This is a genomic window from Collinsella aerofaciens, assembly GCF_028209395.1.
Lineage (GTDB): Bacteria > Actinomycetota > Coriobacteriia > Coriobacteriales > Coriobacteriaceae > Collinsella > Collinsella aerofaciens_AZ.
The window spans coordinates 110,486-133,349 of the sequence record NZ_JAQLDQ010000003.1; the positions used below are offsets into that span (position 1 = coordinate 110,486).

The window sequence follows — 22,864 nt, forward strand, 5'->3', positions numbered from 1 at the left end:
GAGCCGGTGGGTTGGTTTCGATTTTGTTTCGTGGCTTGCGGCCGACAGGTGTATTTGCGGGTACAGGCCAAGTCGCGGTCGTGCGTCTGGGGATTATACTGAGACAAGCATAAAGAATCGGCGCCCCTGTTGTGCGCCGTGGCATTAAGAGGTGCATATGGCAGAGAAACTCATTCCGCTGGAGGACGCGCAGTCGATTGTTCTGTCGCACGTTGCTCCGACCGATCTCGTCGAGATTCCCGTGTGGCAGGCCACCGGTCTTCCCTTGGCCGAGGACGCGGTGGCCGACATCGACATCTCGCCGTTTGCCAACAGTGCTATGGACGGATATGCCGTGCGCTCGGCGGACTTGGCGCAGGCGTCTGGCGAGGCGCCGGTGACGCTCGACGTTATCGGACACGAGGCTGCGGGACATGTGTTTGAGGGCGTAATCGGCGCGGGCGAGACGGTCCGCATCATGACGGGCGCGCCGGTACCCGAAGGTGCCGATGCCGTGGTGAAGTACGAGATCGTCGATGTGCTCGACGGTGACGGCAACGAGGGCTCGCGTGTGAGGTTCTCGGCGCCGGCCAAGGTGGGGGAGAACGTTCGCTCTGCCGCCGAGGAGGCCCATGCCGGCGACGTCGTGATGCGCGCCGGTGAGGTAGTGGCTCCGGCCGGCGCCGGCCTGCTGGCAAGCGCCGGTTACGCGAGCGCGAAGGTCCATGCCGCTCCGCGCGTGGGCATTATCTCGCTGGGCACGGAGCTGGTCGCGCCGGGTGAGCTGCCGGCGCGCGGGCAGATTCGCGACTCCAACTCGTCGGCGTTGATGGCCGAAGCGCTCGATGCCGGCGCCGAGCCCGTGTTCTACGGCATTGCGCCCGATGATGAGCAGGCGATTGCCGAGCTGGTGCATCGCGCCACGCGAGAGTGCGATTTTGTCATTACGAGCGGTGGCGCCTCGGCGGGCGATTACGACTACGTGACGGCGCTCGCCCGGCGCGAGGGCGAGGTGCTGTTCGATCGCATCTCGATGCGTCCTGGCAAGGCCATCACGTTTGGCCTGCTTGGGGGTAAGCCGTATTTGGGGCTTTCGGGCAATCCCGCGGCGGCGTATGTGGGCTTTGAGATGCTTGCCCGTCCGGCGATTCGCAAGATGCGCGGCTTTGCCGAGGGCGTGCGTCCCGTGCAGCAGGCGACGCTCACACACGGCGTGAAAAAACGACAGAATCGCCGCTTCTTCGATCGCGCCACGGTTTTGCGCGACCCCGAGACCGGTGAGTTGTTGGTGACCGAGGCCAAGACGCAGAATTCGGCGCTGCTCGGCACGATGCAGCGGGCCAACTGCCTGCTGCGTATTGACGAAGGGCCGTGCGACATTGCGGCGGGCGATGTCGTGGACGTTGTGCGCGTCGACCTGCCTGAGGGAACGGTACTATAGGAGGAACGCTATGGAGTTGAAGATTTCGATCGTGACGTGCTCGGATACGCGCGACCTTGCCCAGGACGAGGCAGGCGCTGCCCTCGAGGAGCTCATCGTGGCGCAGGGATGGACGGTCGCCTCACATGTGGTCGTGCGCGACGACGTCAGCGAAATCGGTGATGCCATTGTGGAAGCCGCCGATGAGTGCCACGCCAATGTCGTGCTCACCTGCGGCGGCACGGGGCTTTCGATGCGCGATGTGACGCCTGAGGCGACGCGTGCCGTCTGCGACCGCGATGTGCCGGGTATTGCAGAGGTAATCCGTGCGTACTCCATGACCAAGACGCGTCGCGCCATGCTCTCGCGCGCTATTTGTATGCAACGAGGTCATACACTTGTCGTAAACTTTCCCGGTTCTACGAAGGCCGCCCGCGAAAGCTGGGAGGCCATAGCAGACCAGCTGGAGCATGCGGCTCAGATGACAGCGGGCGGAGGACATACCAACTAAGTGGTTTACCTGCGGCGGGGCGACCTTATCGGTCGCTCCGCTTTTGTTTTCCGCCGAAGCGACGCCGAGGTGCACGGTAGCTTGAAACTATATTCTCTAACGAGAATAATATCTCACTATCATTATTCGCGCAGAAGTATAATCTGATTGCAGATTAAAGCCCGCGGTGGGGTACCCGGGCACAAGGTCCGAAAGGGTTGAATATGTTCGATATGGTTTCACGCCGCGGTTTTGTCTCGCTTTCTGCTGCCGCTGCCGCCGGCTTTGGCCTTGCTGGCTGCTCGGGCAAAAAGACGTCCGAGCCCGCTGGTTCCGATGCCGGCTCCGCCAAGTCTTCCTCTAAGAAGAAGGCTGTCGAGCTGCAAGTCTTTGCCGCCAACTCGCTCGAGAAGGCCCTGCCCGAGGTTCAGGAGCTCTACACCGACCAGACCGGCACCACCTTTGCCGACACGCAGTTTAAGGCCTCCGGCGACCTCGTCGAGCAGATGCGCGCCGGCGCCACGGTCGACGTGCTCATCACGGCCTCCAAGGGCACCATGGACGACGCTGAGGCCGCCGAACTCGTCGACGCCGACACGCGTGAGGATATGTTCGTCAACGACCTCGTGATCATTCGCGCCGAGGACTCCGACACCAAGGTCGAGGCCATCGCCGACGTTGCGAACCTGGAAGGCAAGATTGCCATTGGCGACGCCAAGACCGTTCCCGCTGGCAAGTACGCCAACCAGGCCCTGGCCTCCGTGGGCCTCTACACCGGCACCGAGGGCGACGACGGCGAGTATGCTCCCGAGATCGCCGACAAGGTCGCTCTGGCCGATAAGGTCGGCACCGCTGCCGCCTACGTCTCTACGGGTGACTGCGTGGCCGGTTTTGTCTACAGCTCCGATATCTTCCGCTACGACGGCATCGAGGAGGCCTTCGTGTGCCCCGAGGATTCGCACAAGCCCATCGTGTACCCGGGTGCCGTTGCCGAGAGCTCCGAGCACGCCGACGAGGCCAAGGCGTTCATTGACTTCTGTCTGACCAACAAGAAGGCCCAGAAGATTTGGGCCAAGTATGGCTTTGAGCTTTCCGAGTAGTGCGGCTTGGCGCGATAATTCCATCGTTTTGTGTTTCACTCCGTTCTTGTATTCGCTTGGAGCTTTTCGTGCTTAATAGATTCCGCATGCTTGTCGCCTGTGCTTTGACCTTCGCGCTTTGCTGGGTGCCGGGATTTGCGTTTGCTGGGGACGCTGAGGACGGGGCCCAGAACGCCGCGACCGCTCATGGGCTTTCCTATGGGATCGAGGGTTTTGAGCGGTTGGCCAAGGGGACTGCTCGTGCCATGGAGGGTCAGCCTGAGGGCTACCGGTTTCCCGTTGACGAGGACGTGGACCTTGTAGTGGCGCCTGCTGCCGATCGCGTTGTGGTGTGGATATCGCCCAAGGCGGTCGAGAAGTATGGATTGGATCCGCAGGACAACGAGTGCGTATCGGGTCTCAAGGCCCTCGTCTGTAAGCTCGACAGCGCAAACTGCATGGGAGGTGCGCAGCTGGGGGACGTGGATCTTCCTTGGTATGTCACGGCGGAAACAACGTTTGATGCCGGCGGGTATACCTATGGCTTTGACGAGCGCGGTGCGGATGGGGACCGCTATGTGGTGATTGCATCAGCCTCGGGTGATGCCAAGGGCGGCGCGCGTTGGCTTGATAGCGCTCAAATGGTAGAAGCATCGTCTGTCGTGTTGCGGGATGAGCAGGGGCCCTTGACCTCTCTGGCCTCCTTATTGGGCGACATCGACTATCGCCCGTTTTGGGTGTCCATAAAAACGAGCGGCCTTGCCCTGCTGATCTCCTTTGCGCTGGGCCTGTTCGCCGCGTGGAAGACTATGGGTACCTCGAGTCGCATCAAGGGCCTGCTCGACTCGGTCTTTACCATCCCTATGGTGCTGCCGCCCACGGTCTGCGGCTTTCTGCTCCTCATGTTGTTTGGCCGCTCGACCGGGGTGGGCCAGTGGCTTATCGCGCACGGCGTCTCAATCGTCTTTACCTGGCCGGCAGCGGTGATATCTGCCGTGGTGGTGTCGTTTCCCCTGGTCTACCGTACGGCGCTCGGTGCCTTCGAGAGCCTCGATACGCAGATGCTCGACGCCGCGCGAACCTTGGGATGGTCCGAACGTCGCATCTTTGCCAAGCTCATGATGCCGCTCGGCTGGCCCTCCATCGCCGCCGGCACGGTGCTCGCCTTTGCCCGCGCGATGGGCGAGTTTGGCTGCACGCTGTTCTTTGCGGGCAACTACGCCGGTATTACGCAGACCATCCCCATTGCCATCTACTTTGAGTGGATGGGCGGCAACACGTCGGTAGCCCTCTTTTGGGTCGTCGTCGTGATCGTGTTTAGTTTCCTAGTCATCCTGTTCATCAACATGTACACCGCGCATTCGCAAAAGTACCGCGAGCGCGGTCTCTCCCGTGCGGAGCGGAAGCAGGCTAAGGAGCTCGCCGGACAGGGCGATTCGCTCGACCCGGCGGGCGGAGATGCCTTGCGTATCGATCGCGAGGCGCTGGCCGAGCTCATGCGAGATGATGCGGCGCCGCAGGGAGGTCGATAAGCTATGTCGCTCGTTTTGGATATTAAGAAACGTTATCCCGGGTTTGTGCTCGACATGCAGCTTGAGGCCGACGAGGAGCGCGTGGCGCTGCTGGGCGCCTCGGGTTGCGGCAAGAGCTGCACACTGCGCTGCATTGCCGGTGTGGAGACGCCCGACGAGGGCAAGATTGTCGTCAACGGCGTGACATTTTTTGACTCGGCCGCGGGCATTAACCTGTCGCCTCAGGAGCGCAAATGCGCTCTGCTGTTCCAAAACTATCAGCTGTTTCCCAATATGACGGTGGCCGATAACGTGTGCGCTGGCGTAAAGGATGCGGGCGACGCCGCGGCGCGCAAAAGGCTGGCCGAGCGCTATCTGGGCATTTTCGGTCTGGCCGACTTTGCCGACCGCTATCCCGCGCGCCTCTCGGGCGGTCAGCAGCAACGTGTGGCGCTTGCCCGTATGGTGGCGGCTCACCCGGGCATCTTTATGTTCGACGAGCCCATGAGCGCACTCGATTCCTATCTTAAGAGCGCCCTCGAACAGAACATGCTCGACCTGTTCGATGTATGCAACCGCACCGTGCTCTATGTGAGCCACGACATCGACGAAGCGTGCCGCCTGTGCCAGCGCATCTGCGTGATGCACGACGGGCATGTTGAGGAGATCGGCTCCGTCGAGGACGTGGTCCGCCGTCCGCAGACGCTGGCGGCGCTGCGCCTGACGGGCTGCAAGAACACAAGCCGGGCGCGCAAGATCGGCGACGAAGAAGTTGAGGCGCTCGATTGGGGCATGACCTTTAACGTGGGTCGCGAGGTTCCCGATAATGTGGCGTACCTGGGCATTCGCGCGAGCTACTTCCATGTGGACAACCGTGCCGAGCGGGGTCGCAACAGCTACGACCTGCACGTGGCGCGCGTGAGCGATTCGCGTTTTGAGCGCCTGGTGCTGTTGGATGCGCCGCGGGCCGATGCGCCAACGCGTCTGCAGTGGAAGGTCAACAAATTGAGCGTACCAGCGGATGGGTTACCGCAAGAAGGCGAGACCCTGCGTATGCATTTTGATGCCAGCAGGATCCATCTGGTTTGTCGGTAGCGCCGGGTAATGCCGTCGGGGATATAAGTCTCGGCGGCTTTGTCTTGCCGTTCGCCTAATGGGGAATGACAAACTCTTATCAACACAGATAATTATTTATTAAACGGCGGCACACGACGCTGTCGTACGAATGTCAACGGTGTTCGCATGGTCGACGACCGTTGATATAGTTGACCTTAACTTGTAAAGGAGGACGCGCACATGCCGCAGACGACATACATTCGCCGCGTTGCCGCGCGCGCCCTGTATATGGCTCGGAGTCGCATATGAGCAGGTATGTTCACGGCTCCGGGAGAGACGACGCACAACTAAATAATCGACCGCAAAGCAGGTTCCCCAAAATTCCGGGTTTAGGCACGGCTGGGTTTTCGCCGCCCACCGTGCAGCAATACCGTAGTTATCCGTATTTGGTTCGAGAGGGGAACCGTCATGGCTGAAGAATTCGATTTCCATCCGATGTGGGAGAGCCTCGGCATGAATCTTGCCGATCACGACATGCTGCTGGGCGCTGTGGGCCAGATGTACGGCGATATGTTCCTGACGCAGAACAATCGCCCCAAGTCCACGTCCTACCTGGATTTTGTCGCCACCAACATCCACAGCGGCCGTATTAAGGAGATGCTCGACAAGAAGGAGGCCGGCGAGGCCACCAAGATCGTCGGTTCGTTCTGTGTGTACGTGCCCGAGGAGATCGTGCTTGCCTGCGATGGCATCCCCGTTGGCCTGTGCTCGGGTGCCGACTGGGCGACCGACAAGGTCGAGGAGCACTTGCCGCGCAACACCTGTCCGCTCATCAAGAGCTTTGCCGGCTTTAAGCTGGGCGAGGTCTGCCCCTACATTGAGTCGAGTGACCTGGTGGTGGGTGAGAACACCTGCGACGGCAAGAAAAAGGCCTACGAGTTCTTTGCCACGCAAAAGAACATGTACGTCATGGATATTCCCAACGTACACGACGAGTCGACGCTCGTGACCTGGAAGGCCGAGGTCAAGAAGCTCGCCGCCAAGATCGAGGAAGAGTGCGGCGTCAAGATCACGCCCGAGCGTCTGAAGGCCGCCATCCACGCCGTCAATGAGAAGCGTCGCGCCCTGCAGCGCCTGGCTGCCACGCGCGCTGCCGACCCGGCGCCCATCAGCGGTCTCGACAGCCTGCTGACCGTTCAGGCCGCCTTTATGGACGACACGCCGCGTCTGACCGGAGCCATCAACGAGATGGCCGCCGAGTGCGAGCAGCGTGTCGAGGCCGGCGAGGGCGTGGCGCCCAAGGGCACCAAGCGCATCCTGTACACCGGTACGCCCATGGCCGTCCCCAACTGGAAACTGTTCAACCTTATCGAGAAGGCCGGCGGCGTCGTGGTAGGCGAGGAGTCCTGCACGGGTTCACGCTACTACAAGGACCTGGTCGACGAATCCGGCGAGACGGTTGACGAGATGCTCGATGCCATCGCCGAGCGCTACTTTAAGATCAACTGTGCCGTCTTTACGCCCAACGACCAGCGTATGAAGGACATTGTCCAGATGGCCAAGAACCTGCATGCCGACGGCATTGTCGACGTGGCCCTGCAGTTCTGCACGCTCTACGAGATGGAGTCGTTTGCCGTGGAGAAGGCCGCCGAGGAGGCCGGCATTCCATTTATGCACATCACGACCGACTACGTCGGCGAGGATGCAGGCCAACTGCAAACCAGGATTGAGGCTTTCTTGGAAACCATTTAGGACTATTCGTCCCGGCGGCTTCCCCAGGCACCCGATCTTGCTGTTCAAACCGTCGCTTGCGTACCAGAAGTACGCGGCGCTCCTCTTTCACGGCAACCTCGGGCACCTGGAAAAGCCGTTTCCTTGGTTGTTTAAAAGGTTTGTTAAGGAGTTATATGTCGGAAAATATTGAGCAGCCGTTGCCGTCCACGTTTGAGGAGTTCAACGAGCAACGCAAGGCGGCGTTTATTCGCGTCAAGGATTACAAACAGGCCGGCAATCGCCTGGTCGGCTATTTGTGCAGCTATACGCCGCTCGAGATTATCGATGCCGCGGGCGCTGCAAGTGTGGCCTTGTGCGGCACATCCGACGAGGTGATTCCCGAGGCCGAGAAGGTGCTGCCGGCAAATCTGTGTCCGCTCATCAAATCGACGTACGGCTTTGCCTACTCGCAAAAGTGCCCGTTTACGTACTTTAGCGACATGATCATCGGCGAGACCACCTGCGACGGCAAGAAGAAGATGTACGAACTGCTCAACGAGCTCAAGCGCACGCACATTCTGCATCTTCCGCAGGGTCGCGATCGCGCCTACGAGCGTAAAGGCTGGTACGAGGAGTGCCGCCTGCTCAAGGAGGAGCTCGAGGGCTTCTACGGCATCACGATTACCGACGATGACCTGCGCGCTGCCGTCCGTCGTCGCAACCGTCTGCGTGCGGCCCAGCTCGAGATGTTTGCGCTGCAGGCCAACCAGCCGGCTGCCATGAGCGGCGTTGACCTGATGAGCACCATGTTCGCCGGTACGTTCAGCTTTGATATCGAGGCCTATACGCAGCAGCTGGAGCAAAAGGTTGCCAAGCTGCGCGAGACCTACGACGCGGGCGAGCGCCCGGTTGCGGCGGATGCCAAGCGCATTCTGATCACTGGCTGCCCGGTGGGCGGCGTGATCAACAAGATCGGCCGTACTATCGAGTCCAACGGCGGTGTGGTCGTGTGCATGGACGACTGCTCGGGCGAGCGCACGGCGGCCATGATGATCGACCCGGAGGCTCCCGATATCCTGCGCGCCATCGCCGACCGCTACCTGGATATCAACTGCTCGGTCATGACGCCCAACGACGGTCGTATGGAAAACACGCTGGCCATGCGCGAGAAGTATCACGTCGATGGGGTAGTGGAGAACGTGCTCCAGGCGTGCCATACCTTTAACGTGGAGAGCGCACGCATGCAGGAAGCTGTCGAGGGTGCGGGCATTCCGTACATGAAGATTGAGACCGACTACAGCAACGGCGACATGGGCCAGATCGAGACGCGCATTGCTGCCTTCATCGAAACCCTGTAGGTGACGGTATGTGACAAAGGGACTGTCCCTTTGTTACATGTGAGGGAGGATGCCAAGGCGCCTGAACGCGCCGCTACCTTTGATGTTTAGATTGGGAGAGAGCCATGATAGGGATCGGGATCGATATCGGGTCTACGGCGGCTAAGGCTGCTGTGGTCGATGGGGAGGGTTCGGTGGCGTGGACGTGCGTGCAGCCAACCGGGTTCTCCTCGGTCGATGCGGCCGAGCGCCTCCGCGGTGAGCTCGCTGCAGCCGGCTATGACGTGACGGGCGACGATGTTCGCGTGGTCGCGACTGGCTACGGCCGTGTCGCGGTGCCCTATGCCAACAAGGTAGTGACCGAGATCACCTGCCATGGTGCCGATGCGGTCCGCCTGTTTGGCGAGCAGGGCACGGTGATCGACGTGGGCGGCCAGGATACCAAGGTCATCCAACTCAAGGGCGGCCGCGTGGCAAAGTTCGCCATGAACGACAAGTGTGCCGCCGGCACGGGGCGCTTTCTGGAGATCATGGCCGACCGCCTGGGCATTTCCCAGCAGCAGATGGCCGACCTGGCGCGTTCCGGCGAGCCCACCAAGATCAGCAGCATGTGCACGGTGTTTGCCGAAAGCGAGGTCATCAGCCTGATCGGTCGCGGTGAGCCGCGCGAGAACATTGCGCGTGGCGTGATCGACAGCGTGGTCTCGCGCGTGGCGACCATGGCCGGGCAGGCCGCGGGCGCCCCGTACTACCTGACCGGTGGCCTGTGCGAGAACGCCTTCGTGGTGGAGCGGTTGGGCGAGCTACTGGGGTCGCCGGTGACCACCTCGCCCCAGGCTCGCTTTGCCGGAGCGATCGGCGCGGCTGTCCGCGCCGCCGCCTTGGCCTAGGGGTGTACCGCGACATGCGCATCCTCAATATCTCGGCACAAAAACCAGATAGCACTGGCAGCGGCACCTACCTTGCCGCGCTCGTACGCGAGCAGATCGAGACGGGGCATCGCGCCGCCGTGCTTTGCGGCGCGGCACCGGGTGATACCCAAGGCGAGCTGGACCGGCGTGCTGCCGTGTTTGCCGTACCGTTCGAGTCGCCCGAGCTGCCGTTTCCCATCTGTGGCATGTCCGATGTCATGCCCTATCCCTCCACACGCTATCGTGATCTGACGCCTTCGATGCTCAAGGCATTTGAGCGGGCATTTGCTGCTGCAATCGATCGAGCGGTGACTGAGTTTCGGCCCGATCTGGTGCTCTGCCATCACCTGTATCTGGTGACCGCATTGGCGCGCGAGTGCGTCCGAGGCGTGCCGGTTGTTGCCGTGTGTCATTCGACCGACCTGCGCCAGCTGCGTTCGCATACGCTCGAACGCGATCGCATCGTAAGTGCGGTTCGTCGGCTCGATGCCGTCTTTGCGCTCCATGCTGGGCAGGCTGAGCAGATTGACCTGGTGTGCGGCGTCGATGCCGATCGCATCCACGTGATTGGGACGGGTTACGACCATCGCGTCTTCTGCCGCGATGCAAGCGTGGCGAGGCAGCCGGGATCGCTTGTGTACGTGGGCAAGATTTGCTTTAAAAAGGGCGTCGAGTCGCTGGTTCGAGCTGTGTCATTGCCGATTGACGATGGCGTCCGCCCATCTGGCTTGGTACTTGTGGGCGGCCGCGGGGACGATGCCGAGTACGCGCGTATCGAGCGCTTGACCGCGGCCTCGGATGTGCCGGTGACGCTGGCGGGGCGCCTGGATAGCGATGGGCTCGTGCGTGCCTACCGCAGTTCCGACGTCTTTGTGCTGCCTTCGTTTTACGAGGGTCTGCCGCTCGTGACGATCGAGGCCCTCGCGTGCGGCTGCAAAGTTGTGGCGACCGATTTGCCCGGCGTTCGTCCCTGGATGGAGGCGATGCTTCCCGGTGCTCCCGTGACGTGGGTGGCGTCGCCGCGTATGACGGATGTCGACACGCCCGTGGCGGCCGACCTTCCGTTGTTTGAGCGCGCACTGGCAGATGCTATCGCGCAGGCGCTTGCGGCGCCGCTTTCGACGTTCGAGCCGTCGGCGGTCTCTTGGGAAGCGTGCCTGGCGCGTATACTTAAAGTCGTTGATTTGTTGGAAGGGGGTTCGTATGGCTAAGGACACCATGAGGCTCACGTCCATGACGGCCGCGAGCGGTTGAGCCGCTAAGTTGGCTCCCGGAGCCCTCGCCCAGGTCCTGGGCGACTTACCCAATGTGCATAACGACAACTTGCTCGTGGGGTTCGATACCTCCGACGATGCGAGCGTCTTCCGCGTAGGGGAGAACCTGGGGCTCGTGCAGTCCATCGACTTCTTCCCACCGATGGTCGATGACCCGTTCCTGTTTGGCCAGATCGCTGCGGCCAACTCGCTGTCGGACATCTACGCCATGGGCGGGCGGCCGAGCCATGCCATGAACCTGCTATGCATACCCAGTTGCCTGGGCGTTGAGGTTGCCGGTCAGATTCTGGCGGGCGGCGCCGATAAGTGCGTCGAGGCGGGTTGCTCCATCGCGGGCGGCCACACCATCAACGACGACGAGCCCAAGTACGGTCTGTCCGTGAGCGGTTTTGTGCCACTCGACCATATGCTCGCCAACAGCGGCGCACGCGTGGGCGATGTTCTGCTGCTGACCAAGGCGATCGGCTCGGGCATCATCACCACGGCCATTAAGGGCGAGCTCATCGAGCAGGACGAGGCCGCAGCCATGTTTGACTCGATGCGTACCCTCAACGAGGCCCCGATTCGCCTGGCCGAGGGACTCGAGCTTCACGGCTGCACCGACATCACGGGCTTTGGCCTGATCGGGCATGCGTGCGAGATGGCCGAGGGCTCGGGCGTGCAGATTGAACTTACGTCGGGGGCGGTGCCGCTCTTTGACCAGGTGCTCGATATGGCGCGTCTGGGCATTATTCCTGCCGGTGCCTACCGCAACCAGGACTTCTTTGGCCCGCGCGTGGCTGCCGACGAGGACCTGGAGCCGGGCATGTTGGATGCGCTGTACGATCCGCAGACCTCGGGCGGTTTGCTCATCGCGGCGCCTGCTGCCGATGTGGATGGGCTTGCGCGTCGCCTGCATGCCGAGGGGCGCATCGCGGCCGTTGTCGGGCGCGTGTGTGAGGCGGAGCCGGGCGGTCCTGCCGTCCGCGTTGTTCGCTAGCCCGCACGTTTATGTAACTGTTTGCCGTTCTCTAGAACGGCTCTTTCGAAAGGAATTTGCTATGTCTACCAAGATTGAAGTCAATGCCATGGGCGATGCCTGCCCGCTGCCCGTCGTCAAGACGCTCAAAGCTCTGAAGCAGCTCGATGGCGAGGGCGCCGTCGTGACCTCGGTCGACAACGAGACCGCCGTCAAGAACATCTCCAAGATGGCGCAGGAGAAAGGCTGCACGGCCTCGGTCGAGAAGGTTTCTGACGCCGAGTGGCACGTGACCGTGGCGACCTCTGGCGCCGTTGCCATGGCCGATCCCGAGCAGGATGGCGCTGCCTTCTGTGATGCCAGCGCCGGCAAGGGCAGGCTCGTCATTTCCGTCTACACCGACTGCATGGGCCGTGGCGACGACGAGCTGGGCCACAAGCTCATGAAGGCGTTTATCTTTGCCGTGACGCAGCAGGAGGAGCTGCCCGCGACCATGCTGTTCTACAACGGCGGCGCCAAGCTCACCGTTGAGGGCTCGCCGGTGCTCGACGACCTGAAGGGCCTGGCCGAGCAGGGCGTCGAGATTCTCACCTGTGGTACCTGCCTCGACCACTATGGCATTAAAGACCAGCTTGCGGTGGGCGAGGTCACCAACATGTACGTGATCGTGGAGAAGATGGAGCAGGCCGTGCGCGTCGTGCGCCCGTAGCGTATTGGTTGGAGTTGCCATGAGGGAGAAGCGCCCGGCGCTTGTCATCACGTTTCCCACCACGGCGGCCGCCATGGGGTGCGAGACCCTATGCATCGAGCGCGGCCTTCCCGGGCGAACGATTCCCGTGCCCGGGGAGGTCGCTGCCGGCTGCGGTCTGGCGTGGAAGGCGTTGCCTGCCGATGAGGAACTGCTGCGCGCCGAGCTTGCCGCAGCGGGCATTCCCACCGAGGGCTATACCGTGATTGATATGTGGGAGGTCGTGCGATGATCTATCTGGATAACGCGGCGACGACCATGCACAAGCCGCAGACGGTCATCGATGCCGTGACGCAGGCGATGTACTCGCTCGGCAATGCCGGGCGCGGCGCCACGTCGGGTGCCCTCGATGCCGCTCGTACGATTCACGCTTGCCGTGCCAAGCTCGCGCGCCTTTTGGGTTGCCCGAGGGCGGACCATGTGTGCTTTACGCCCAACTCCACGGCGGCGCTCAACACCGCCATCAACGGGGTGGTGCGCCCCGGCGACCATGTGGTCACAACGGTGCTCGAGCACAACTCCGTGCTGCGTCCGCTCAACCGCCTGGCGGCAGAGCAGGGTGTGGCCGTTGAGCACGCGGGCTGCGACGCGAACGGTGCGCTCGACTACGAAGAGCTTGAGCGGCTGGTGACGCCTGACACGCGTGCCGTCGTGGTGACGCATGCCTCCAACGTGACCGGCAACGCCGTTGACGTTACACGCGTGGCGGCCATGGCCCATGCGGCCGGCGCGCTCGTGATTGTCGATGCTTCGCAGTCGGCCGGCACCGTGAAGATTGACATGCAGGCGATGGGCCTCGACATCGTGTGCTTTACCGGCCACAAGGGACTGATGGGCCCGCAGGGGACCGGCGGTCTGGCCGTGGCGGAGGGCGTCGACGTGGCGCCCTGGGCTATGGGCGGCACTGGTGTACACAGCTTCGATGAGCTGCAGCCACTGGAGTGGCCCACGCGCCTGGAGGCAGGTACGCTCAACGGCCATGGCATCGCGGGCCTTTCCGCTGGTCTCGACTTTATCGAGGCCCAGGGTGGGGTCGAGGCGATTGCTGTCCACGAGCGTGCGCTCGCCGATCGCTTCCTTGCCGGCGTGCGCGAGATTCCGGGGATTAAGCTCTACGGTGCCTTCGACCAGCCGACGCGCTCTGCGATCGTGTCGCTCAACGTGGGCGATATCGACTCTGCTGAGATCTCGGATGCGCTCATGCAAGGGTGGGGGATTGCGACGCGCCCCGGCGCCCACTGCGCTCCGCTCATGCACCGCGCACTGGGGACCGAGCGCCAGGGTGTCGTTCGTTTCTCGTTTGGGTATTTCAACACGGACGAGGAAGTCGACACCGCGATTGACGCTCTGCGCGATTTAGCCTGCTAAAGCGTATATACTTGCGGGACGGGTCTTTTGCCCGTCCCGTTTTTGTTTCAAGACTTTAGTCTGCTGGCCGCGCAGCGGCCAGCTTTAAACCACCCGCTACGCGGGTGGAGACAAACGGCTTTGCAAAGCCGCCCCTCCGACCGATATTGACGATTGTTCAGGCCGTCAAGAATTCGAGTCGAAGGGGTGGTCGCCATGGCCCAGAAGGCCTACAGCCTTTCCCACACGAAGTGGATGTGCAAGTACCACATCGTGTTCACGCCGAAGTATAGGCGCAAAGTGATCTACAACCAAATCAGGAGCGACATAGGGGAGATCCTCAGGAAGCTGTGCGAGTACAAGGGGATCGAGATAATCGAGGGGCACCTGATGCCCGACCACGTGCACGTGCTGCTGGCGATCCCGCCGAAGTACAGCGTCGCGAGCGTCATGGGCTACCTGAAGGGGAAGAGCTCGCTGATGATATTCGACAGGCACGCCAACCTCAAGTACAAGTTCGGCAACAGGAAGTTCTGGGCGGAGGGCTACTACGTGTCCACCGTCGGCCTGAACGAGGCGACGATCGCCAAGTACATCAGGGAGCAGGAGTCCCACGACATCGCGCTGGACAGGCTGAGCGTGAAGGAGTACGAGGACCCCTTCAAGAGGGGGTGATCCTGCCGGTTCGACCGGCGCGCCACGGGTCAAGATGCACTAGGCCTGGACGAAGTCCGGGCCCGCGCCTTTAGACGCGAGCCCGGGGCCCGTGGGTTATACCCTAAGAGCAAACCACCCTTTTTAAGGGTGGTTCTGATTTCGACCCGAAAGGTGGTCCTATGGCATCATCCGCCCCGCGCGGTCTGCGCTCCGACCATGTCGTCACCGTCGGCATCGCCCTGTTCTCGATGCTCTTTGGCGCCGGCAACCTCATTATTCCGCCGCTGCTGGCGCTGCAGGCAGGCTCTGCCACGCCGCTCGCCATGCTTGGCTTTCTGATTGCCGCCATCGGCCTGCCCGTCATGGGCTTTATCGCCGTGGCACTTGCCGGAACGGCGCGCGAGCTTGCCGGTCGCGTGCACCCCAAGTTTGGCGAGTTTTTTGTCGCGGCGGTCTATTTAGCGATCGGCCCGTGCCTGGCTATTCCGCGCACGAGCTCCACGGCCTTCGAGATGCTGGTGCCGCTGCTGCCGGAGGGCGTCTCGCTTGGCACGGCTCGCCTGGTGTTTGCCGTTGGCTTCTTTGTCGTCGCGTTTGCACTCACGCTGCGCCCGGGCGTTATCACACGCGTGCTCGGTCGTATTACGGGCCCCGCGCTCATCGCGCTCATCGTGTTGGTCGTTGGTGCCGCCGTGATCTCGCCGCTGGGGCCGGCTGCTGCTCCGCAGACTCCCTATGATGCCGGTGCCGCGGTCCAGGGCTTTCTGACCGGCTACCAGACCATGGACCTGCTCGCGTCGCTCGCCTTTGGCATTATCATCGCCGAGACTATCCACGAGCTGGGCGTGACCGATGACAAGCGCGTGGCCTTCGAGATCTCGCGCTCCGGTGTGATCGCTGGCGTGCTCATGGCCATCATCTACTGCGGCCTGGCGCTTGCCGGCATGCAGCTCGGCACGGTTATGCCCGATGCCACCAACGGTGCCGCCATCCTCGCTCGTTCGGCCTCTATGCACTTTGGCCTTGCCGGCACGGTCGTGGTCTTTGCGATCTTTTTCCTCGCCTGCATGAACGTGTGCATCGGCCTTATCAGCTGCTGCTCGCGTTACTTCTGCGAGACGTATGTGGTAAAAGGGGGAGCGGAGGCTTCCGAGGAGGCCATGCGCCGTCCCTTTGCGATACTCGCCTTTGTGTTCGCGGCGTTTTCGTGCGTGCTCTCCAACGTGGGCCTCGACGTGATCCTCATGTTCTCGGTGCCCATGCTTAACGCCCTGTACCCTGTTGCCATTGTTCTGGTGCTTATGGGCCTGGTGCACGGTTTTTGCGACGCGCATCCGCAGGTGTGGGTCTGGGTCGGCGGCGTTGTCGCGGTGCAGAGCGTGATCACCTCGGTCCGCGACGCGTTCTTTGCGGGTGCGTGGTTACCGTTTGATGTGCTGCCGCTGGCGGATATCGGTGCCGCGTGGGCGCCGGTCGCCGTAGTTGCCTTTGTGATTGGCCTGCTCCATAGTCGTTTTGTTGCACATTCGAGGAGCTAAGGCATCAATGCTTGCGCAGGCGGGGAGTCTCCCCTATAATTTCCTTCGCTTTGGGACACGCAAGGTTTAGACCTTAGCTGCTCAACACCTTCGGGACGTGGCGCAGTTTGGTAGCGCGCCTGCTTTGGGAGCAGGATGTCGCAGGTTCAAATCCTGTCGTCCCGACCATATCTTGCGGGCGTAGTTCAATGGTAGAACCCCAGCCTTCCAAGCTGATGACGCGGGTTCGATTCCCGTCGCCCGCTCCACAAGATTGGTTAACGGCTTTGATTCTTTTTGGGATCAAGGCCGTTTTTGTGAGAGTACCGGGTGACGAACCCGTCGCTCCAAGTAATTTGCAGGTCAGAGGTACGTTTACTTCTGGCCTGTTTTGTTTTGACCATCCGGCGCGGGACATGTGCTTTGGCAATGCTTGTCCCACAACGTAAGAAAGAAGTGATCGACATGGCAGATTCCAAGGCAGAATATTCCACCCCCGATTGCCTGGCGCCCGCCGCGATCGAGGCCAAGACCGAGGCTGCCGGTGTTACCAAGGCCAACCTACCGACCACGAAGGCCTTTATGCTTGCCATGTTCGCCGGCGCGTTCATCGCCTTTGGCGGCCTGTTCTTCACGGTCTTTTTGAGCGATCCCACGCTTGGCTGGGGCGCCCAGCGCTTTGTGGGTGGCCTTGCTTTTTGCCTGGGTCTGGTGCTCGTGCTCATTTGCGGCGCGGAGCTGTTTACCGGCAACTCGCTTATGGTCTGCGCGCTCAAGAGCAAAAAGATCACGCTCGCCCAGATGCTCAAGGCTTGGGTCGCTGTGCGGATCGGCAACTTTGCCGGCGCGCTGTTCGTCGTCTTTTTGGTTTACATGGCAGCTATTTACAAGCTCAACGGCGAGGCCGTCGCCAACACCATGGTGAGCGTCGCCGCCGGTAAGGTTTCGATTGACGCCGTCACCATCTTCTTCCGCGGCATTCTGTGCAACATCTTTGTGTGCCTGGCTGTATGGATCGGTACCGCTGGCAGGACCGTGATCGACAAGGTCGTGGGCATTCTGCTGCCCATTGCCGCGTTTGTGGCCTGCGGTTTTGAGCACTGCGTTGCCAACATGTACTTTTTGCCCATGGGTATTTTGATGCACTCCTGCGGCTATGGAGTTGATGTCGCCGGCGCCGACGCCCTCAACGCGGCGGGCCTGGCGCTCAATCTTTCCGTCGCCACGCTCGGCAATATCGTGGGCGGCGCCCTGATCGTTGCGCTGGGCTACTGGTTTATCTACGCCAACAGGGAGGCCTAAAGGCCCCATGGCATAACCGACCAAAGAGGGACAGGTTTATTTTGGCGGGTTTGGACGAGGCGCTGCGCCGTCTTGCCATGAGCTGCCATAATGGACCTGTCCCTTTTGCATGCGCGTCGCCATTTGGTGGCCGACGATGATCGTGGGGGACCTGCTTTTTATTGAACATGTCGAAAGGCTTTCCATGAGCGACTGCGAATCCATGCCTGCCGAGGTGCGCGACCGCCTGCGCTCCATTCCCGCTGTCCACGAGCTGCTGGCGGAGTGGCCGGTCATGAAGGCTGCGGGCGATGCGGGCGACACGATTGTGCGCGAGGCGATTGACGCCGAGCTCGATGCCGAGCGCACGGCGATTCGCTCCGGCGCCCCCGCCAGGAATAAGCGCGAGCTCGCCTTGGCTATCGAGCGGCGGTGTCACCGCCTGTCGCTGCCGACCCTGCGTCCCGCCGTCAACGCGACGGGCGTTGTGATTCACACCAATCTGGGCCGCGCTCCGCTCGCTCCCGCAGCGGTGCAGGCGGTGACCGATGTCGCCCGCGGATACAGCACGCTCGAGTATGACGTCGCGACCTGTGCACGTGGTGGCCGCAAGGAACATGCCGCGCGCCTGCTGCGCACGCTCACGGGGGCGCAGGACGCCTTGGTTGTCAACAATAATGCCGCGGCGGTGCTGCTGGTACTTGCCGCGCATGCGTGCGGCAAAGAGGTCATCGTGAGCCGCGGCGAGCTGGTCGAGGTGGGCGGCAGCTTCCGCATCCCCGACATCATGGCGGCTTCGGGTGCCAAGCTTGTCGAAGTGGGCTCTACCAACCGCACGCATCTGGATGATTATCGATGTGCCATTACGCCCAGCACGGCGATGATCCTGAAAGTCCATCCTTCCAACTATCGTATCGAGGGCTTCCACGAGGAGGTTTCCGCGGCGGAGCTTTCCGCGCTGGCGCATGAGCACGGGCTGTTGCTGTACGAGGACCAGGGCTCGGGCGCTTTGCTTGCAGACGGGGTGCTCGCCGATGCGGGGGAGCAGCCCACGTCCGCCTCGCTTTGCGCCGCCGTTGACGTCGTCTCGTGCTCGGGTGACAAGCTGCTCGGTGCTTCGCAGGCGGGTATTATTCTCGGTAGCGCCCAAGTAATCGCCGCCTGTGCCTCGCATCCGCTTATGCGCGCGCTTCGCCCCGGCAAGCTCACGCTCGCGGCGCTCGAGGCCACTTTGCGTCTGTATGTGACCGGATCCGATACGGCGCATCGGGAGATCCCGGTACTCAACATGCTTTCCGGCGCGCCGGCGCCGCTCGAGCGTCAGGCCAAGCGCCTGCACGACCGCATACTGCGCAAGCTTCGCGAGGCTCAGTGCGAAAAGGCCGTGGAGCTGCAGGTTGTCGAGGGTGTCTCTACTCCCGGCGGCGGATCGCTGCCGACCGTCGAGCTCCCAACATTTTGCGTTGCCGTCTGTCCCGTCGATGGGCGCCTATCCGCCGATGGCCTAAAGCACGCTTTGGTTCAGGAGCCCGATACGCCGGTTGTGACGCGCGTGCGGCACGACCAGGTGCTGTTTGACGTTCGCACGCTCTTGCACGACACCGACCTTGATCTGTGTGCGTCTGCGTTGGCGGATGCCGTGCAAACGGGTTTGCGTCGATGACGGCGCGTGAGCTTGTCGAGTGTTCCGTTGTCGTTGGAACAGCAGGACACGTTGACCACGGAAAGTCGGCCCTTATCGAGGCACTGACTGGCAAAAATCCCGACCGTCTGGAGGTCGAGAAGCGCCGAGGCATGACTACGGAGCTCGGCTTTGGCGAGCTCGAGCTTCCCAGCGGCAAGCTTGTCGGCTTGGTCGACGTGCCTGGGCATGCGCACTATCTGCGCGCCATGGTGCAGGGCGCCACCGGCGTGGACGTTGCGTTGCTGGTGGTTTCGGCCGTTGAGGGCGTGATGCCGCAGACCCGCGAGCATGTTCGCGTACTGGAGCTGTTGGGTGTGACGCACATGGTCGTTGCGCTTACGATGCGCGATCTGGCCGATGACGAGACGGCGGAGCTCGCCGAGCTCGACGTGATGGATTTCCTCGGCGATACCGTCTTTGCCGATGCACCCGTGGTGCCCGTTTCCTCTCGCACGGGTGCGGGCGTCGAGGACGTTCGCCTTGCCCTCGATACCGCTATCGACTCTTTCCTGGCCGATGCCGCATCCCGCCCGGTGCGCCCCGGTCTGGCCCCGCGTCTGCCCATCGACCGCTGCTTCACCATCAAGGGATCCGGGACGGTCGTCACGGGCACGCTTCACGATGCCCCCGTGACGGTGGGCGATGAGCTCGTTTCGAGTCCCGCGGGCGTGCGCTGCCGCGTGCGCGCGATTCAGGTGCATGGCGATACTCCTCGGTCGTTGCCCGGACAGCGCGTGGCGCTCAACATCGTGGGCGACGGCGCGGGCGACCTTCCGCGCGGCGAGGTCCTCTGCGGGTCTGGTGCCGAGGGCTCGACGCTCAGGCTCATCGCCCGCTTCACGTATCTGGGGCGCGTGGGCACCAAGCCCGTGCCCTTCGAGTCCGGCGCGCGCGTACACGTGATGGTGGGCACGGCAGAGGTCCTCGGCCGTATCATGCTCATGGAGGGTGAAGGACCCATTGAGGCTGGCGAGACCCGCATCGTGCAGGTCCGTCTGGAGGAGCGTCTTCCCGTGCGATCGGGCGACGGCCTCATCGTGCTCGCGTTCTCGCCGGTGACGCTTATCGGCGGCGGTCGCGTTCTTCTTTCGCGGTGCCGCCGCTCGCGCGACCTCTCCGCGGGCGAGCGCGCGCTGCTCGGGGCCCTGGATGCCGGCGACCGCGCTGCCACCGTTGCCGCATGGCTGGGGCTGCAGCGCCTGCCCGCGCCTGCCGCGGCCGCAACCCGTGCTCTCGATCTTTCGGGCGCCGAGGCGGCCGCGCTCCTGCACGGGACGGTTTCCTCGGGCGATGCCGTGGCGCTTCATGCCGAGCGTTCGACCGAGGAGCTCTATGCCGCCCCCGCTGTGCTCGACGCCGCACTCGTCATGCTCTCCGACACGCTGGCCGCCATGCACGGGGCCTCGCCCAAGCAGACGGGTTTCACGCCGGGCGAGGTTGCACATGCTGCCTGGCCGACAGCGGACGAAGACGTCGCGTCCGCGCTCGTCCTCGAGGGCTGTGCGCGCGGCGTGTGCGCCGTAGACGGTGCCGAGGTGTTCGACCCGCATTCCGCTGCCGCCGCCGCGCGCGTGGTGCGTGAGGCCTGTGACCGCATCCTGGCGTTGCTCGACGGGGCCGGTCTCGATGCACCGACGTTGCCCGAGGTGGGCGAGTGGTTGCAGCTCGATTGCGACACCATGACGCGGGCTCTGCGCGAGCTTTCGCTCAACCGCTCGATTGTGAAGGTCGAGCGCGACGTTGCTCTGTCCGCCGCCGCCGTGGCCCATGCGCGTGAGGTCGTAGCAGCTGCCATCGAGGCTGCCGGTGGCACTGCCACTACGAGCGTGCTGCGCGAGGCCCTGGGCGTGTCGCGCAAACGAGCCATTAGCATCTTGGAGCACCTGGATGCGGTGCGTTTTACGACGCTCGACAAAGGAGCCGGCGGCCTAAGATCGCTTCGTTAGGGGCTGCCGTATCGCTGTTCGCCACGACGCCCTGCTAGTTTGGTAAAATACCGCCACGTTTGGGAGCGGATGGGCTCCGGTGGGCCCCGCGGTCTTCAAAACCGTTGTGAGGCGTGCAAAACGTCTTGGATGTGTTCGATTCACATCCGTTCCCGCCAACGCATCTCGCCAAAACCACCACAAAGGTGCCTGTCCCCTTTGTGGTGGTTTCGAAACGTGCGGGAAACAGCTTCGAAACACGCAATTTGTACGTCAGCTGTTCAAAAACGCTTCTACCTGCATCGTAATCAAAATGAAACATCCGCCCGCGGTCTTATCCGTAACTTTGCCGCAACAGTGCGATATTATCCATACTCGATAAAGTCACGGCGCATGGGGCGCCGCGAACGACATTTTTCTTTCCCATCATTGGAGGAAGCATGAGCTACACGCAGAAAGTTCTCGACGAGCTCAAGGCCCGCTATCCCGAGCAACCTGAGTTCATCCAGGCCGCGACCGAGATCCTCGGCACCATCCAGCCGGCGCTCGACGCCCACCCCGAGTACGAGGAGGCCGCCCTGCTGGAGCGCCTCGTCGAGCCCGAGCGCATCGTCATATTCCGTGTGCCGTGGGTCGACGACCAGGGCAAGGTTCAGGTCAACCGCGGTTACCGCGTCGAGTTCAACTCTGCCATTGGGCCCTACAAGGGCGGCCTGCGCTTTAACCCGACGGTCACCCTGGGCATGCTCAAGTTCCTGGGCCTGGAGCAGATCCTCAAGAACAGCCTGACCACCCTTCCCATGGGCGGCGGCAAGGGCGGCTCCGACTTTGACCCCAAGGGCAAGTCCAACAACGAGATCATGCACTTCTGCCAGTCCTTCATGACCGAGCTCTATCGCCACATCGGTCCCAACACCGACGTTCCCGCCGGCGACCTGGGCGTTGGCGGCCGCGAGGTTGCCTATATGTTCGGTCAGTACAAGCGCCTGACCAACGAGTGGACCGGCGTCCTCACCGGCAAGGGCCTCTCCTTTGGCGGCTCGCTCGCCCGTACTGAGGCCACCGGCTACGGCCTGGTCTACTTTGTGGACGAGTACCTCAAGAGCCGCGGCGACTCCTTCGAGGGCAAGAATGTCGTCGTCCACGGCTCGGGCAACGTCGCCATCTACGCCGTCCAGAAGGTCGCTCAGCTCGGCGGCAAGGTGCTTGCCTGCTCCGATACCCACGGCTGGGTCGAGGATCCCGACGGCATCGACTACACCGTGCTCGAGCATGTTTACAACAAGAAGCGCTCTGGCCACGACAAGGGCGTCACGCTCGCCATGTACGTTGACGAGAAGCCCAACGCCGTGTGGCACGAGGGCGACGGCCGCGGCGTGTGGCAGCTCCCCTGCGACATTGCGTTGCCCTGCGCTCGCGAGAACACGCTGCTGCTCGAGGACGCCCAGGCGCTCGTCGCCAACGGCTGCAAGGTGGTCGGCGAGGGCGCGAATATGCCCACGACCATCGAGGCCACGACCTACTTCCAGGAGAACGGCGTCGCCTTTATGCCCGGTAAGGCTGCCAACGCCGGCGGCGTGCTCGTGTCCGGCCTGGAGATGAGCCAGAACGCCGAGCACCTGTCCTGGACCTTCGAGGAGGTCGACGGCAAGCTCGAGCAGCTCATGCGCGGCATGTTCCACAACGTGGACGACACCGCCAAGGAGTATGGCCAGGAGGGCAACTTTGTCATGGGTGCCAACATCGCCGGCTTCCTGAAGGTCGCCGACGCCATGCTCGCCCAGGGCGTCTGCTAAATCTTCGCTCGACATAGCATGCTATAAGGCTCCCAGTCATCTTGGCTGGGAGCCTTTTCTATCCTGGAGGACTCCTCATAACTTGCGGTGAAATACGGACTGTTTAGCGCCCCGGAACGGCTAATCAGTCCGTATATCACCGCAAGTTATGGATGGGTGGGTGGATTTTGTCCTAAAACGG

Annotated in this window: 19 protein-coding genes and 3 tRNA genes; all 22 read left to right on the plus strand. The window is 62.4% G+C overall.

Features of this window, described 5'->3' with window-relative positions; all coding sequences use genetic code 11:
* The first annotated feature begins 157 nt into the window (after positions 1–157).
* The 22 genes from PMW67_RS02595 (at position 158) to gdhA (ending at position 22,683) form a co-directional block, all read left to right on the plus strand.
* The gene (locus tag PMW67_RS02595) at positions 158–1,420 is read left to right on the plus strand and encodes a molybdopterin molybdotransferase MoeA (RefSeq protein ID WP_271738664.1); all 1,263 of its coding nucleotides are present in this window, start codon (positions 158–160) and stop codon (positions 1,418–1,420) included.
* A gap of 10 nt (positions 1,421–1,430) precedes the next feature.
* A complete protein-coding gene (locus PMW67_RS02600; RefSeq protein ID WP_271738665.1) occupies positions 1,431–1,910 on the plus strand; it encodes a MogA/MoaB family molybdenum cofactor biosynthesis protein in 480 nt (159 codons plus the stop codon).
* Positions 1,911–2,113: 203 nt separating this feature from the next.
* A complete protein-coding gene (gene modA / locus PMW67_RS02605) occupies positions 2,114–2,989 on the plus strand; it encodes a molybdate ABC transporter substrate-binding protein (protein WP_271738666.1) in 876 nt (291 codons plus the stop codon).
* Positions 2,990–3,057: 68 nt separating this feature from the next.
* Positions 3,058–4,500, plus strand: a complete 1,443-nt coding sequence (gene modB, locus PMW67_RS02610; RefSeq protein ID WP_271738667.1) for a molybdate ABC transporter permease subunit — start codon at positions 3,058–3,060, stop codon at positions 4,498–4,500.
* A gap of 3 nt (positions 4,501–4,503) precedes the next feature.
* Entirely contained in the window at positions 4,504–5,574 is a 1,071-nt protein-coding gene (locus PMW67_RS02615) for a sulfate/molybdate ABC transporter ATP-binding protein (protein WP_271738668.1), read from the plus strand.
* Positions 5,575–6,003: 429 nt separating this feature from the next.
* Positions 6,004–7,287, plus strand: a complete 1,284-nt coding sequence (locus PMW67_RS02620) for a double-cubane-cluster-containing anaerobic reductase (RefSeq protein WP_271738669.1) — start codon at positions 6,004–6,006, stop codon at positions 7,285–7,287.
* Positions 7,288–7,442: 155 nt separating this feature from the next.
* Positions 7,443–8,606, plus strand: a complete 1,164-nt coding sequence (locus tag PMW67_RS02625) for a double-cubane-cluster-containing anaerobic reductase (protein WP_117564977.1) — start codon at positions 7,443–7,445, stop codon at positions 8,604–8,606.
* A 104-nt stretch (positions 8,607–8,710) separates the two neighbouring features.
* On the plus strand, positions 8,711–9,475 hold the full coding sequence (locus PMW67_RS02630) for an acyl-CoA dehydratase activase (protein WP_271738670.1): 765 nt from the start codon (positions 8,711–8,713) through the stop codon (positions 9,473–9,475).
* A gap of 14 nt (positions 9,476–9,489) precedes the next feature.
* Positions 9,490–10,707 (plus strand): glycosyltransferase family 4 protein, encoded by a 1,218-nt coding sequence (locus PMW67_RS02635; RefSeq protein WP_271738671.1) that lies wholly within the window; start codon positions 9,490–9,492, stop codon positions 10,705–10,707.
* Positions 10,700–11,749 carry a selenide, water dikinase SelD gene (selD, locus tag PMW67_RS02640; RefSeq protein WP_253056262.1) on the plus strand — a complete coding sequence of 350 codons (1,050 nt, stop codon included), beginning with the start codon at positions 10,700–10,702 and terminating at the stop codon, positions 11,747–11,749. Before PMW67_RS02635 ends, selD begins: the two co-directional genes overlap by 8 nt.
* A gap of 61 nt (positions 11,750–11,810) precedes the next feature.
* The gene (gene yedF, locus PMW67_RS02645; RefSeq protein ID WP_271729681.1) at positions 11,811–12,437 is read left to right on the plus strand and encodes a sulfurtransferase-like selenium metabolism protein YedF; all 627 of its coding nucleotides are present in this window, start codon (positions 11,811–11,813) and stop codon (positions 12,435–12,437) included.
* A 19-nt stretch (positions 12,438–12,456) separates the two neighbouring features.
* On the plus strand, positions 12,457–12,708 hold the full coding sequence (locus tag PMW67_RS02650; protein ID WP_117564982.1) for a putative Se/S carrier protein: 252 nt from the start codon (positions 12,457–12,459) through the stop codon (positions 12,706–12,708).
* Positions 12,705–13,844, plus strand: coding sequence for an aminotransferase class V-fold PLP-dependent enzyme (locus tag PMW67_RS02655; RefSeq protein ID WP_271738672.1), 1,140 nt, complete (start codon positions 12,705–12,707; stop codon positions 13,842–13,844). The genes PMW67_RS02650 and PMW67_RS02655 overlap by 4 nt, the downstream gene beginning before the upstream one ends.
* A gap of 195 nt (positions 13,845–14,039) precedes the next feature.
* Positions 14,040–14,498 (plus strand): IS200/IS605 family transposase, encoded by a 459-nt coding sequence (gene tnpA, locus PMW67_RS02660; protein ID WP_089573702.1) that lies wholly within the window; start codon positions 14,040–14,042, stop codon positions 14,496–14,498.
* Positions 14,499–14,659: 161 nt separating this feature from the next.
* Positions 14,660–16,018, plus strand: coding sequence for a branched-chain amino acid transport system II carrier protein (gene brnQ / locus PMW67_RS02665; RefSeq protein WP_271738673.1), 1,359 nt, complete (start codon positions 14,660–14,662; stop codon positions 16,016–16,018).
* A 91-nt stretch (positions 16,019–16,109) separates the two neighbouring features.
* Positions 16,110–16,186: transfer RNA gene (locus PMW67_RS02670), tRNA-Pro, on the plus strand.
* A 6-nt stretch (positions 16,187–16,192) separates the two neighbouring features.
* Positions 16,193–16,266, plus strand: a tRNA-Gly gene (locus PMW67_RS02675).
* A 196-nt stretch (positions 16,267–16,462) separates the two neighbouring features.
* Entirely contained in the window at positions 16,463–17,299 is an 837-nt protein-coding gene (locus PMW67_RS02680) for a formate/nitrite transporter family protein (protein WP_271738674.1), read from the plus strand.
* A gap of 184 nt (positions 17,300–17,483) precedes the next feature.
* The gene (gene selA, locus PMW67_RS02685; RefSeq protein ID WP_271738675.1) at positions 17,484–18,941 is read left to right on the plus strand and encodes an L-seryl-tRNA(Sec) selenium transferase; all 1,458 of its coding nucleotides are present in this window, start codon (positions 17,484–17,486) and stop codon (positions 18,939–18,941) included.
* Positions 18,938–20,908 (plus strand): selenocysteine-specific translation elongation factor, encoded by a 1,971-nt coding sequence (gene selB / locus PMW67_RS02690; RefSeq protein ID WP_271738676.1) that lies wholly within the window; start codon positions 18,938–18,940, stop codon positions 20,906–20,908. Before selA ends, selB begins: the two co-directional genes overlap by 4 nt.
* Positions 20,909–20,969: 61 nt before the next feature.
* Positions 20,970–21,066, plus strand: a tRNA-Sec gene (locus tag PMW67_RS02695).
* A gap of 261 nt (positions 21,067–21,327) precedes the next feature.
* Positions 21,328–22,683, plus strand: coding sequence for an NADP-specific glutamate dehydrogenase (gene gdhA / locus PMW67_RS02700; protein WP_271738677.1), 1,356 nt, complete (start codon positions 21,328–21,330; stop codon positions 22,681–22,683).
* Positions 22,684–22,864: the final 181 nt, after the last annotated feature.

Bases quoted from the DNA above. Each gene is read 5' to 3' on its own strand.
- PMW67_RS02595 (WP_271738664.1), top strand. From the start codon at position 158: ATGGCAGAGAAACTCATTCCGCTGGAGGACGCGCAGTCGATTGTTCTG.
- brnQ (WP_271738673.1), top strand. From the start codon at position 14,660: ATGGCATCATCCGCCCCGCGCGGTCTGCGCTCCGACCATGTCGTCACC.
- PMW67_RS02655 (WP_271738672.1), top strand. From the start codon at position 12,705: ATGATCTATCTGGATAACGCGGCGACGACCATGCACAAGCCGCAGACG.
- gdhA (WP_271738677.1), top strand. From the start codon at position 21,328: ATGAGCTACACGCAGAAAGTTCTCGACGAGCTCAAGGCCCGCTATCCC.
- yedF (WP_271729681.1), top strand. From the start codon at position 11,811: ATGTCTACCAAGATTGAAGTCAATGCCATGGGCGATGCCTGCCCGCTG.
- tnpA (WP_089573702.1), top strand. From the start codon at position 14,040: ATGGCCCAGAAGGCCTACAGCCTTTCCCACACGAAGTGGATGTGCAAG.
- PMW67_RS02625 (WP_117564977.1), top strand. From the start codon at position 7,443: ATGTCGGAAAATATTGAGCAGCCGTTGCCGTCCACGTTTGAGGAGTTC.
- selA (WP_271738675.1), top strand. From the start codon at position 17,484: ATGAGCGACTGCGAATCCATGCCTGCCGAGGTGCGCGACCGCCTGCGC.
- PMW67_RS02620 (WP_271738669.1), top strand. From the start codon at position 6,004: ATGGCTGAAGAATTCGATTTCCATCCGATGTGGGAGAGCCTCGGCATG.
- PMW67_RS02680 (WP_271738674.1), top strand. From the start codon at position 16,463: ATGGCAGATTCCAAGGCAGAATATTCCACCCCCGATTGCCTGGCGCCC.
- PMW67_RS02615 (WP_271738668.1), top strand. From the start codon at position 4,504: ATGTCGCTCGTTTTGGATATTAAGAAACGTTATCCCGGGTTTGTGCTC.
- modA (WP_271738666.1), top strand. From the start codon at position 2,114: ATGTTCGATATGGTTTCACGCCGCGGTTTTGTCTCGCTTTCTGCTGCC.
- PMW67_RS02650 (WP_117564982.1), top strand. From the start codon at position 12,457: ATGAGGGAGAAGCGCCCGGCGCTTGTCATCACGTTTCCCACCACGGCG.
- PMW67_RS02635 (WP_271738671.1), top strand. From the start codon at position 9,490: ATGCGCATCCTCAATATCTCGGCACAAAAACCAGATAGCACTGGCAGC.
- selB (WP_271738676.1), top strand. From the start codon at position 18,938: ATGACGGCGCGTGAGCTTGTCGAGTGTTCCGTTGTCGTTGGAACAGCA.
- PMW67_RS02630 (WP_271738670.1), top strand. From the start codon at position 8,711: ATGATAGGGATCGGGATCGATATCGGGTCTACGGCGGCTAAGGCTGCT.
- PMW67_RS02600 (WP_271738665.1), top strand. From the start codon at position 1,431: ATGGAGTTGAAGATTTCGATCGTGACGTGCTCGGATACGCGCGACCTT.